The organism is Bacillus cereus group sp. MYBK139-1 (assembly GCF_051916915.1).
GTDB lineage: Bacteria > Bacillota > Bacilli > Bacillales > Bacillaceae_G > Bacillus_A > Bacillus_A pacificus.
Genome location: NZ_JBQAHO010000001.1, coordinates 357,911 through 370,469, shown reverse-complemented (window position 1 = coordinate 370,469; position 12,559 = coordinate 357,911). Strand labels below are relative to the sequence as shown.

The following is a 12,559-nucleotide window of genomic DNA, read 5'->3' as shown; positions in this document are numbered from 1 at the left end:
GGGATTTTATGCAATTACAAACTGAGGTGAAAAAACAACCTAGTAAACGAAAGTTTAAAATGCCTGACGCGTACGTACTACTATTTTTTATTGCTTTACTTTGTGCAATAGCTACTTATTTCGTTCCTGCTGGAGAATTTAAAAGAGTTACTAACGGGACTGTTACAACGACAATACCAGGAAGTTACCATTCTGTTCCGCAATCACCGGTAGGGTTTGTTTCTTTTTTTACCGCTATTGAAAAAGGAATGACACTTGCTGCTCCAATCATCTTTTTAATTTTATTTACAGGTGGCGCTATTGCCATTCTTGAAAAAACAGGTGCTCTAGACGGTTTAATCTATCATGTTATTAATAAATTTCGTAATCAGCAATTCCTTTTCATTTGTATAGTCGCCGCACTCTTTTCTATTCTCGGAACGACTGGCATTATCGTTAACTCAGTTATCGGCTTTATCCCCATCGGCATCATCGTTGCACGCACATTGAAATGGGACGCTATCGTTGGCGTAGCAATTATTTATTTAGGCACTTATGCTGGTTTTAATGCTACTATTTTATCTCCCTCACCTTTAGGTATTTCACAAAAAATCGCAGAACTTCCGATGTTTTCGGGAATTGGTTTACGTACAGCAATTTATATCTCTTTTTTACTTGCTACGATTATCTATATTAATTGGTACGTAAAACGCTTAAAAAAATCGAATAAAGGAAGCATACTCGGAGATAACTGGTTTCCAAGTAATGCTCTTTCAAGTGAGAAAGAAATAGAAAAAACTGAAGTTCCTTGGACAATACGTCACAAATTAATTTTACTCGTTTCAGCTTTATCATTAATTGTATTTTTAATAGGCGCTTTCCGCCTACATTGGACAGACGCAGAAATGACCGCTACCTTTATTTTCATCGCCATTACAGCGGGAATAATAGGTGGTATGAAAGCAAACGATATCGCTTCTACTTTTCTAACAGGCTGCCAAAATCTCATATACGGTGCTTTGATCGTCGGAATGGCTCGTTGTATTTCAGTCATTTTAGAACAAGGCAAATTGCTTGATACAATTGTTAATCAACTCGCACAGTCTCTCGAAGGACAAAGCCCTGTATTTGGCGTTATCGGTATGTATGTAAGTAGTGCTGCATTACATTTCCTCATTTCATCCGGTACAGGTGAATCTGTTATTTTCATTCCGATATTAGCTCCGTTAGCTGATTTCATGCACATTACACGCCAAGTTACAGTACAAGCTGTTATGCTCGGCGAAGGTGTAGTGAACTGCCTCAATCCAACTTCCGGTGTTTTAATGGGCGTTCTCGCAGCGAGCGGCATTTCTTACGGAAAATGGATTCGTTTTATGGCCCCTCTTGCATTTATTTGGTTTATCATTGGACTTATTTTTCTTATTGTTGGGGTTAATATTGAGTGGGGACCGTATTAAAAGATTCGTATTATACTTAACTTGATAAAATATCTATCCTATTTTCCTCTCCAATTCTATAAAAATCACTTATTCTAGTATAGATATAAAAAGGGATTAATCATAATGATCAATCCCTTTTCTCAAAGTAAAATATCTTTAATTATTTTAGTTCCAAATTTTATTTACCCATTCCGGATGATCAATGAAAGGATTACGATTATGTTGATATTTCGTAAAAATCACTTCATTACGCTTTCTCTCTAAATCATCGACCGGGTCTTGTTCATTCCATTTTAGTAAAACGGATAGTTTTCCCATGTATGGGTCTTTATTGTTATTCACCTTTTCATTTAGTTCTAAGTCTATTTCACCGTTGTCTCCCTCGTAACGAACTGCCATGTAAAATAGCATTCTAGCGATATCTCCTTTTACACTATCACGAGGTTCCCAAGAATCACTATCATATTTACATTCTGTCGCTTCCGAATGATTCACGCCACCATTATCAAAATCCAGATTTCCACGTGAACTATTTACAGATACATCCGTCGCTCTTAAATGATGCAAATCTGTTCCAGGTCCTGCAGTCGTTCCAAAATCACCATGTGATTTTGCCCAAACATGCTCTCGATTCCAGTTATCAACTCCTGAACCATTCGTAAGTTTCCCTTGCGAACGCCCCGTATATAAGAGTATCACATTATTTTTATTATTCGGATCTTCATCAGTATCTCTAAGCGCTTCCCAAACCGCACTGTATGATAACTTTGTATGATTATCAATAATATTATGAAGTTCCTTCTTTAATTCTAAACCAGTCTTTCCTATTGCATTATTATAATATGTATCGTCATAGCTTTTTACAGTAATCTCTTGTGGTGATGCAGAAGCTACTTCACCGTGTATAGTATCTGTGAATGATAGAGATGCAGAACCTAAAATAAAAAATGAAGATAGTGTAACCATAGCAATTTTTGTATTTCGAAACTTCATATACCCATTTCCCCTTTAAAATATAATTTGAAGCTATTAACTAAAACGTGCTTTTTAACCCCCGAAAGCTTTTAGAAGCCCATACCCCTTTTCTTTTTATTTAATACAAAACTTTATTGAGTCTGTATCATTTCCACACTTTTGACTTTTCTAATTTTCACAAGGAGTATTCCTCTTTAGCAAAGAACGTTAAAATATTCTTTACAATTTAAAAGTAGTTTAATGTTAACTTATAAACTTCCATTTATTTATGCAATAATGCATATTCGATAAATACTTCAAAAAACATTTTGAATAAAAAGCATTCAAAGAAAACCATGCAACAAAAAAGATAGAGTTTAGGACAGAAATAATAAAAATCAAGATGATAGCTCGACTTTTCCTTTTTCCATAACTGTCTTTATTTTTTGTGTAAAATCTTTCTTTCTCTGAATAATACGTACAAAAATAGATTGGGTACCATGTAGGCACCAATCTATTTTAATTAAAGAAACTGTGTCAATTCTGAGTTCACAACACGTTGTGCAGTAATGATAACACTTTCAGCTGTTAGCCCATAAACACTATATAGTCCACCAGGTTGATTAGGAACAATTTGAACTTCATATTCAAATGCTTGTCCAAAAGCAGGATGAACTAAACTTAGAGTTGCAAAAGTAGAAGCATTAGAATTCACATTGAAGTTTACCTGTTCAATCAACACTAATGAACCGTCAAGTCTAAAAACTCTAGCTACTCCAGTAAGCGGACCCGCAGTACGGTTAAGGATTTTCACCCTAACTCTATTTGCATTAGCAGGTTGATTTCCTACGTTTTCAATTGGTCCTGTAGTAAGAGCCAAATAACATCACCTCCATTATATTATTATGATATTCAACGATGCATATTGATGTTATAGTTTAATTACCCAATTTATTTTAAATAAAAAAGCTTGTTTCTTATATTTTTTATAAGAAACAAGCTTTTCTTTTTCAACTACCATGCCTAAGACAAGTTTATCCGTCTCGAAAAAATTTACAGTTACTTGACGTTTATGCTGGGACAGAACTACTACTATTTACTTTGCATTGAATCTATATATTTTTTAACTACTTCATATACATATTCTTGATTTGCCGCTGCTGTGTTTGGATTGTATTTTCCTCCGTTTGTTTTATTGTTAGATAACACTCGAATTCCTAAAAATGGTACGTCATACGCTTTTGCGATTTGCGCTGCAGCAGCGCCTTCCATTTCTTCTAGAGATGTACCGTATTTTGTATGGAACCACTTAATTCTATCCACTTCATTATTCCAAACATCTGCTGAACCAATCGTACCTTCAACTACTTTACCCTTTGTATATTTATCTTTTACTGCATGAGCTGCTGCAAGTAAATCCTTATCTCCTTCGTAGTATCGAATTTTCTCAGCATTTGGATCTTCCCCTGCACTTCCTTCAGAAGCCATTAAATCCATAGATATCCATTTTGTCGGCTCAATTCCTTGATTCTCATCCATATTTGTTGTTTTTAATGAACCTATATTTGCAACTTGTTTTCCTAAAACAATATCAAATACATTTAAATTTGGATCATGTCCACCTGATGTTCCTTGGTTAATAATCGCCTGAGGCTTATATTTTTCAATAGCTACTGCTGTAGCGGCTGCTGTATTTTCCATTCCTTTACCTGTTTTCGCTACGATTACAGGATAATTGTCGACAGTTCCTTTATAAAATACGAAAGTTCCAGACTTTTCTTCTTTGACATTTTTTAACCTTTTTGCAAACTTTTCAGCTTCTATCGGCATTGGGCCTTGAATTAAGATTGGTTTTTGATTGCTTTTTGCCTCAACTTGTTTCGGACTCGCATTACATCCCGCAAGTATCGAGAATGACAATGCAACAGTAGTTACTAGGACAGCACATTTTTTCAACGTATTCTTCTTCATAAATAATCTCCTTTTTCTCTTGTTGTTTTCTATACTCGATGCTTTTGGTCAAAACAAAAAAGTTCTAGAAATTGTAGAAGAATCTCTACTTTCTAGAACTACGGTAGTCAAAGTTAATTAAGCACATGCAAAATTATAAATCGGTAGCCCACATTACATAGAGCGACCGAATACTTTAACCCGTAGTCCAGTTCTTTCATTGGGAACTAGGTAGAAACGCTCGGACCATATTACCGAGTATATACGAGTGATGATGTGTAAAATTATTATATTGGTAATATATCAAACTTTTAGTGCACACGCAATCTAAATATGAACATTTTAAGAAAAAATAACAAAAACGTTCGTTTTTTATATACAAAAACGATGATAACATTCATTTTATAGCGGATAATACCACCAAAAAAACTTACATTCAAAAATACTAAACTAATGTGAAGATTCCCATGCCCCTCAAAGGTATCCCGCATTGGATTTTAAACCTGACTTTTTAGAGAAATGAATAGTCAAGATATGTATTTACTTTTGGTTTCAGATAATTGTTTTGTATTATTTATTATGAAATGAACAAATAAGGCGATTAAAGGAAAAGCTGCTCCAATGAGTAAAGTTACTTCACTATTAAATTTATAGTATGTATAACTTCCAATCCATGAACCAAAGGCTCCTCCCAAAAAGAAAATAGTCATATATAATCCATTCAGTCTATTTCTTATCTCGGGATTCAAACTAAAGATAACTTTTTGACCTAATAATAAATTTCCTGCTACACCAATATCGATGCAAATGCCTGAGATAAGTATTAATATCATACTAAATAGTGAATGATCTTGAACAAAAAATAATAGTATGATTGATAATAATACTAGCGCCATTGATACATTAGTCATTGTAAAAATATAACCTTTATCTGCTATTTTACCAATAATAGGAGTTAATAAAGCTCCAGCTATTGCAACAAATCCAAACAATGCAATTTCATTATTTGAGAAATGTAATGGCTCTGACCTTAATAAAATAGGAATAACTGTCCAATAAAGACTAAATGTTGCGAATAAGCATGCGTGATAAAAAGCTCTTTGTTGTAACGAAGAAGTATGTAGTAGTAGTTTTACCATAGAAGCTATTAAGTTTGGATATCGCATGTTACTAGTCGATATCACTTCATAGTTGGGTAAAAATTTTATAATTAACAGTAAGACAACAACTAAGATTATTAATGAAACAAGGAATACCATTCTCCAGCCGAACCAGTCAGCTATTCCGATAGATAATGGGCGAGCAATCATAATCCCAATCAATAAACCACTCATTACTTTCCCCACATATTTACCCGTCTCTTCAATAGGCACAATCCTCATTGTTAGCGGAACTAACATTTGAGCCGCACAGGCTCCAATGCCAATTATAGTTGTTAATAGTAAAAAAATAATTCCATTTGTCGAAATTAGCGTACCAATTAAAGAAAAAATAGTTATCCCGATAAGAATCCCTATTATCTTCTTACTTTTAAATAAATCTGCCATTGGTACGATAAAAAACAATCCCAATCCATACCCAATTTGCGTCAAAGTAGTAAGCAATCCAGATAAATCAGAAGAGATATCCAAATCCTTTGCAATGAATTGTACAATTGGTTGTGCATAATAAATATTTGCAGCAAGTGAGCCACAACTAATTGCTAAAATAAAAATTAGAAAATTTGTCTTGTTATTCAAATTTACCATTCCTCTCTGTTTTTCGGAACGTTCATTCCAAAAAAATTTAAAAAAGAAAGACTATAGGTCTGCAATAGTCTTATCCACTAGACGATAGGCTAAATTTTTCTCTTTTTTATATTTGGACATTATATTCAAGCTATGGTTTAAACTTAATAAAGAATATACAACTAGTTCCGTATCAGCCTCTTGTGAAATTTCCCCTCTCCTTTTTCCTTCTTCGATAACTTGCTTAAATACGTTTTCAAGTTCATTAAAATCATTTATGAGTATTTCTTCTATGGCAGGATCAATTTGTCCAATAAGCAGTGAAGAATTTGTTATCATACAACCTTTTGGAATATCATCTGAATAACATTTTTCAATATGTTGATAAAAAAAGGATGTAAGTGATGCTTTCGTGTTTATACCAGTAAAAAGTAAATTTCTCTTTTGAGAGCCATAGTTTTTATAATGTTCCAAAACCAGTTTAAATAGTGCATCCTTATCTCCAAAACTATCGTAGAGAGTAGAGCGACTTATACCCATCGTTTCAATAAGATCTGATATATATGTAGCATCATAACCTTTCTCCCAAAATAAATGCATAGCTTTATTTAAAACATGTTCTTTGTTAAAACTAATCTTTCTACCCATTTAAAAACACCCCCTATCATATAATTTAATATATTCTTTCTGGAACGATAAGTCCACAAAAATATTTCGAAATCAAGTCTTTCTAAAGAGTTATATAAATTTATTAATAAAAAATCAAAAGCACTTGAAGTTGACGTTGGGTCATTTTATATACTGTTAAGTAGCTACTATTTAGCAATTTCATTAAAGAAATTAGAAAAATAGGAGGTTTTTAGATGAAACAAAGCGATATTATTATTTATGGATGTGTCATTATAGGTGCAGGTATCGGACTAACATTGGATCATGCATTTCCTGGTGTATTAATTGGATTAGGATCAGGTTACTTACTTAAAAATCTTTTTAGTAAAGAAGAGTAAATATGGTATGAGGAAAATAATCGTTAACGATAAAATCTTAACGTTCAGAAAGGTAGGTTTATCAGTTGATACACATAAATAAAGTTGGAGAACTGACAGGCGTTACAGTACGGACACTACGTTATTACGATAAAATTGGATTATTAAAACCAGCATCAAAAACAGAAGGTGGCCATCGTTTATATACAAATGAAGAAATAAAAAAACTACAGCAAGTTCAATTTTTAAAAAAAGTTGGATTTCCGTTGCAAGAGATTAAAAATATGCTCGACTTCAATGAATGGGATTGGTCGGATAGTTTACAAAGTCAATTATCTTACGTAATAAAAGAGCAGGAACATTTAAAGAAAATAGAATTATCCTTACGGGAATTGATAAATGGAATTGCGCTAGAAGGAGAAGAAAGCTGGATTGCGATTCAGAAGATTATGCAATTATCCAGCAAAGATAAAGATATACAACAATATTATCGCGAATCTGTATTTAAAGAAAAAGAAATAAAGCTATTGGAAAAGGTTCCTAAAATGGCAAGTAACTGTTCTGATTCACTCGAATGGATTGCTCTCATCGGTCAGTTAAAGCATTATATGAAGGATGGCCCAAAAGCAACGAAAGTTCAAAATATCATAGGACGAATGGAGGAAAAACGCTTAGAAGAATTTGAAGGTGAGGATGAATTTCTAAATAAGCTTTGGGAGATAAGGATGTCTCCCGAACAATCAGAGAAACTTAGTTTATATCCAATCGATCAAGATGTGCTTCAGTTTATAAACGAGGCATATGCCATTTTTATGACTAAAAAAAATAATCCTGAGCCGAAATAAGGGGGAAAGCATAATGGGTACAGAGCAACTTCTCCTAATAGGCGGATTAGCTATATTAGACACGCTAAGCCCTACTACAATAGGAGTAACAATATATCTACTTTTAACAGATAAAGAGAATCTTACGAAACGTTTATTCGTTTATTTATTGACCGTAGCAGGATGTTATTTTGCTGTTGGCGTTTCACTCATGTTAGGATTAGATTTTTTGTTTAAATTTATTTCTGGCTTATTTCAAAATCGAATCGTAAGCTGGTTGTTATTTATTATTGGCGTCATATTATTCATCGCAAGCTTTTATATTCCACCTAAGAAAAATTCAGAGATCCCTTCACCAAAAACAAAAAGTATTTTTTCAATGATTGCACTAGGATTCACTACTACATTAATTGAAGCGGGTACTGCATTTCCTTATTTTGCGGCAATTGGTATACTGACTACTTCTAATCTATCATGGGTAGAATGGTCTTCTATTTTAGCCGGATACAACTTTATTATGGTATTGCCCTCTCTCTTGCTGTTTCTCTTCTATCTCCTGTTTGGTCAGTGGATGCAAAAACCTCTCGAGAGGCTCCGAATGAAAATCGCTAATCATTCAGGATCAGCTCTGTCATGGATTATGTGTATAGTTGGCTTCCTCTTAATATTAAATAGCCTGGATTATTTATAGAACCTACAATCAGGGGAATATGTTTGAAACTACAGAAGTACTTACACCTACCATTCCCCCACACCAGTCCGTCTTTTACAGGCAGTTACTCTCCCTTCCATCTTCCTCATATTCACCTAATTTTGATGTAAGAGTCCTACTACCGGGGATAAAATATGATTCCAGCCAATTCACAATTATTTCTTCCAACTCTGGATGAAGTGGCTTTCTTGCCCCTTCTTCATAATTCTTTTTAAACTCTAATGTTTTAAACTCACCTTCAAAAACTTTCAAACTATGATCCATATTTTTTATTACATGTACTTCAGAATCACCCTTTACATACTCACCAATTCGCTTCGCTTTTTCAGGATCAGCCTGAATATCTTTATCACCAGCAATCGCTAGCACTGGACATGTTACTTGCTGTAAATCTTTATAAATATCATGCTGAAAATGCTCTCTAAACCACTTTGCGTTCATCGGTTTAAACCCAACTTTAATCGTATCTTTTTCTGTGTTCATCATTTTCTCTTTTATTTTTCCCATCTGCTTTTCTCCACGTTTTTCCACTTTGAGAAGACGCATTAACTTTCCTTTTATTCCTTTCTGCTCTTTTAGTTCTTTATATGCAATTTCTCTTTGTCTTTTCGTAGCCTCTTCTAATGATTCCGCAGCTCCTGTAAGAAGGATAAGCCCATTAACTGGTGTTCTTGCGTTTACTACAGTTGCCAACATACATCCTTCACTATGACCAGCCAAAATGATATTTTCTGGATCAACAAATGGTTGTTCTTTTAAATACGTAATCGTAGACTCTATATCACTAACTAAATCCCACATTCCAGTCTTCAGAAATTCTCCGTCACTCTTTCCTACTCCGCGCTTATCAAAGCGGAGCGTCACTACACCCAGCCCCGCTATTACATGCGCTAAATCTTTATATATGTTCGCCTCAAGCTTTAGCGGTACGATCGTTCCATCACGATCAATCTCTCCAGATCCCGCGATAATGACAACAGCCGCATACTTCCCATCAGCTTTTGGCTTTGTAATCGTACCTTGCAACGTAAATTCACTATTTATCGCTACTTCATATTCATCGAAGGTCATTATATTAGTCCTCCTTCTATTCAGTTATATCTAATTTGAATTTCAAACTCGCTATTATATTTTTGTACTCTCTTTCATCTTTCATCGGAGTGAAAACTGGATTCTCTGCAATACTTTGTAACATGCTTCGCTTTATAATCTCTTCATTTCTAACTGTTTTAGCGCCGAGTGGAAATTCTGCAAACCATCCATCAATCGCATCAAAATAAGAATCTCCATGTAAGTGTAGACTATTTACTGTGAAGCTTGCCGCACAAACTGCTACATATTTACGTAACATTTCTAATGCCTTTTCAAAATTCCCTTGCATACAATATACTTGTGCAGCAGCATAGTATACTTTTAAAGTCATATTGGGATGTAATGTTTCTATTTCATATATATCTATTAACATAAAAGCTCTATTTAAAATTACCTCTACCTTTTCAGCGCTTGAGGCATTTACTACTACATAATTCGGTATTGTCGCAACAAGTTGTATTAAATGTTGATACATACTAATTTGCATTATTTCATTTGCTTTTTCATTATTTCCAAGCATTTGATACGCCTGTGCAATTAAATCCTCCTCTGGAACGTTAGGACGTATCGTTTCGCCAAGCAATTGCAATACTTCATTCGCTTTATTGAGTATAAGATAGCAAGTCGCTTGAAACGATACCGCCTCTTTCACAAGAGAAACATCGTTACTTTCTTCTTGCACTCTGCTAAAGAGATGCATTGCCTCTTCTAACATTTCAATTCTTTTATCCGTATCCTCTGTTAACATATGGTGATTAATAAAAAGTAGTCCCATTTGAAGTAATAACGGAAAACAAGAATAATATTTTTTGATGATTCCTCTGCACTCTATCATTACTTCATCAAACGGTCTTTCACTAAAAGCTTCCGCTAGTCTATGATATAAATTCCTAATACCTTCCGGTTCCATTTGCGGTGTATAACAGATTAGTTCATCTATACTTACATTAAAGTACGATGCTAACAGTGGTAAAAATGTAATATCCGGATAACTCTGCCCTGTCTCCCACTTAGAAACAGATGCCTTCGTAATACCGATATAAGCCGCTAACTCTTCCTGTGTAATTCCCTTTTCTTTTCTCTTATCCGCAATTATTTTATGAATGTTTATCTCCTTCACACCATCACCTCATACTTTTATTATATGTTCTTTTTTCACACAAAATATAGATTTAAAGTCGACTTTCGTTAACAAAATCAACTGTTAGGAAACATCTCTCTAAAATGAAAGGCAGGAACATATTTGATATGCTCCTGCCTTTTTATTGTGGGGTACTGATACTAGCCATCTAGTTAAGATTTTGAAGCGCTTCAAAATCAAAAATTTCATCTCACCACAGTTTTCTATGGGAATCCAGTGAACGGCTTATTTACATAATTATCGTTATTGGAAGTTATTTTAAACTTCTCCTGATTGGAGAGATTCAATTCTTTTCTAAAAAGGCATCCACTTATTCGTTATGTGTTTTATACTTGTTTTCCTTGCTCTTGTAAACTTCCAAAAAGCTAAAAATAGTATGAGGAACGGTATTCCTTGAATGAAGAGAAATCCTCCTAAAAAATAAAGTACACGACTAACTAGAGGAGGAGCTGTTGCCGAATCACCCGCAACATAAGCTCCATAATTAGCCACCACACCTGCATAATCAGCTATCCCGCCTATAAAAAAAGCCACTGGACTTATGAGTAGGTTTATCCCTAAACAGACTATTATCAATGATAGGTTTTTAGCCTTAATTTTTGATGAACTAGACAAGAAAAATAAGAATATTGCAGTGCCGAATATAAGAAACAGTAATACATAATAAATTCCCATAATATCCCTCCAAGACTTTAATTGTACCATCAATAAGGGCAATTTTGGATGAATATGATATTCGTATATAGTTAACATAACGTCCTATTATCAGTAGCAAGGATAAAGGAGAAATCCGACTCTCACAAGGGAACCTCCTTTTTTCGATCTATGGATCTATGCATTTTTTATACATTCCTATTGTGGCGCGGTTTTAGGTTTCTCGTTATTTACTGGATTAGCAAAAAAACTGTATAAAATCTTGCATGCTCTTAGCATAGTTTTTTTCAAACATACTGGCATTTCTTAAACTTTCATTAAAACACTCTCCCTTCCTTTGTCTATCTTTGTGAGTAACTCTTCTTGTTTATTTAAAGTCCTCCCCCCAAAGCCAAACAAATGATTCAGTTTATCCAGTATGTAAATAAAAAGGACAATTAGCCCCATAATGGACTAACTATCCTATAAATTATTATCTAAATTAAATAAAATTAGAACTTCTTTTCCTATGTATCATTATTTCGTTATCTCACCAAACTGCGCTCTCGTCACTTTCGCCAAGTCATCCACTTTAAGTTCAATTTGCATACCTATTTTCCCACCACTTACAATGATTGTTTCAAGTGATTGAGCACTCGCATCAATACATGTAGAAAATAACTTCTTCATTCCGACTGGTGAACAACCACCGCGAATGTATCCTGACACTTTCGTAATATCTTTTACAGGAATCATTTCAATTTTCTTTTCACTTACTGCTTTTGCGGCAGCTTTTAAATTTAGTTCCTCATCCACCGGAATAATAAACACATGATAATTTTTACTATTCCCTTGAGCGATTAACGTTTTATATACTTCTCTCACTTCTCGTCCAATTTTCTCGGCTACTGATACGCCATCAATTTTCCCATCGTCTGGATCATATGACATCATCGAATATTCAATTTTTTCTTTATCTAATATTCGCATCGCATTTGTTTTATCTTTTTTCATAACGTTCTCCTTAAAAGGTTATTTCATATTATTAAGTTTTATTATACACCCTTTTCCATTTCTCCTACATAACTTCACGTATTTTTCAAAACTAAAAATATTGAT

At 34.0% G+C, this 12,559-nt stretch carries 13 protein-coding genes and 1 riboswitch; of the genes, 4 read left to right on the top strand and 9 right to left on the bottom strand.

Annotated elements, in window-relative coordinates:
* The first annotated feature begins 8 nt into the window (after positions 1-8).
* On the top strand, positions 9-1,439 hold the full coding sequence (locus ACTFRS_RS01920; RefSeq protein ID WP_139866140.1) for a YfcC family protein: 1,431 nt from the start codon (positions 9-11) through the stop codon (positions 1,437-1,439).
* Between the two features lie 147 nt (positions 1,440-1,586).
* Here the strand turns inward: ACTFRS_RS01920 and ACTFRS_RS01915 are convergent, their stop codons facing one another.
* From ACTFRS_RS01915 to ACTFRS_RS01895, 5 genes are all read right to left on the bottom strand, one after another.
* Complete coding sequence (locus ACTFRS_RS01915; RefSeq protein ID WP_000672191.1) at positions 1,587-2,414, bottom strand: endonuclease I family protein; 828 nt, start codon at positions 2,412-2,414, stop codon at positions 1,587-1,589.
* Between the two features lie 484 nt (positions 2,415-2,898).
* Positions 2,899-3,255, bottom strand: a complete 357-nt coding sequence (locus ACTFRS_RS01910; RefSeq protein ID WP_001968922.1) for a hypothetical protein — start codon at positions 3,253-3,255, stop codon at positions 2,899-2,901.
* A gap of 212 nt (positions 3,256-3,467) precedes the next feature.
* Positions 3,468-4,346 carry a 5'-methylthioadenosine/S-adenosylhomocysteine nucleosidase gene (locus ACTFRS_RS01905; RefSeq protein ID WP_139866141.1) on the bottom strand — a complete coding sequence of 293 codons (879 nt, stop codon included), beginning with the start codon at positions 4,344-4,346 and terminating at the stop codon, positions 3,468-3,470.
* A 163-nt stretch (positions 4,347-4,509) separates the two neighbouring features.
* Positions 4,510-4,613: riboswitch (purine riboswitch) on the bottom strand.
* 239 nt (positions 4,614-4,852) lie between these two features.
* Positions 4,853-6,073 carry an MFS transporter gene (locus ACTFRS_RS01900; protein ID WP_242294547.1) on the bottom strand — a complete coding sequence of 407 codons (1,221 nt, stop codon included), beginning with the start codon at positions 6,071-6,073 and terminating at the stop codon, positions 4,853-4,855.
* Between the two features lie 51 nt (positions 6,074-6,124).
* A complete protein-coding gene (locus ACTFRS_RS01895) occupies positions 6,125-6,700 on the bottom strand; it encodes a TetR/AcrR family transcriptional regulator (RefSeq protein WP_001968931.1) in 576 nt (191 codons plus the stop codon).
* A 215-nt stretch (positions 6,701-6,915) separates the two neighbouring features.
* Here ACTFRS_RS01895 and ACTFRS_RS01890 point away from each other — a divergent pair, with 215 nt between their 5' ends.
* The 3 genes from ACTFRS_RS01890 to ACTFRS_RS01880 all read left to right on the top strand — a co-directional run bounded on the left by ACTFRS_RS01890 (position 6,916) and on the right by ACTFRS_RS01880 (position 8,553).
* Positions 6,916-7,059, top strand: coding sequence for a hypothetical protein (locus ACTFRS_RS01890; protein WP_167496955.1), 144 nt, complete (start codon positions 6,916-6,918; stop codon positions 7,057-7,059).
* A gap of 65 nt (positions 7,060-7,124) precedes the next feature.
* Positions 7,125-7,883 carry a MerR family transcriptional regulator gene (locus ACTFRS_RS01885; protein ID WP_139866143.1) on the top strand — a complete coding sequence of 253 codons (759 nt, stop codon included), beginning with the start codon at positions 7,125-7,127 and terminating at the stop codon, positions 7,881-7,883.
* Positions 7,884-7,896: 13 nt separating this feature from the next.
* Complete coding sequence (locus tag ACTFRS_RS01880) at positions 7,897-8,553, top strand: GAP family protein (protein WP_318160557.1); 657 nt, start codon at positions 7,897-7,899, stop codon at positions 8,551-8,553.
* A gap of 75 nt (positions 8,554-8,628) precedes the next feature.
* Here the strand turns inward: ACTFRS_RS01880 and ACTFRS_RS01875 are convergent, their stop codons facing one another.
* The 4 genes from ACTFRS_RS01875 to ybaK form a co-directional block, all read right to left on the bottom strand.
* Positions 8,629-9,645, bottom strand: coding sequence for an alpha/beta hydrolase family protein (locus ACTFRS_RS01875; protein ID WP_242294544.1), 1,017 nt, complete (start codon positions 9,643-9,645; stop codon positions 8,629-8,631).
* A gap of 16 nt (positions 9,646-9,661) precedes the next feature.
* Positions 9,662-10,786 carry a helix-turn-helix domain-containing protein gene (locus ACTFRS_RS01870; RefSeq protein ID WP_242294543.1) on the bottom strand — a complete coding sequence of 375 codons (1,125 nt, stop codon included), beginning with the start codon at positions 10,784-10,786 and terminating at the stop codon, positions 9,662-9,664.
* A gap of 315 nt (positions 10,787-11,101) precedes the next feature.
* Positions 11,102-11,482: a hypothetical protein gene (locus ACTFRS_RS01865; protein ID WP_242294542.1), complete on the bottom strand. Its 381-nt coding sequence runs from the start codon at positions 11,480-11,482 to the stop codon at positions 11,102-11,104.
* A 495-nt stretch (positions 11,483-11,977) separates the two neighbouring features.
* Positions 11,978-12,454, bottom strand: a complete 477-nt coding sequence (gene ybaK, locus ACTFRS_RS01860) for a Cys-tRNA(Pro) deacylase (RefSeq protein ID WP_242294541.1) — start codon at positions 12,452-12,454, stop codon at positions 11,978-11,980.
* Between the last annotated feature and the right edge of the window lie 105 nt (positions 12,455-12,559).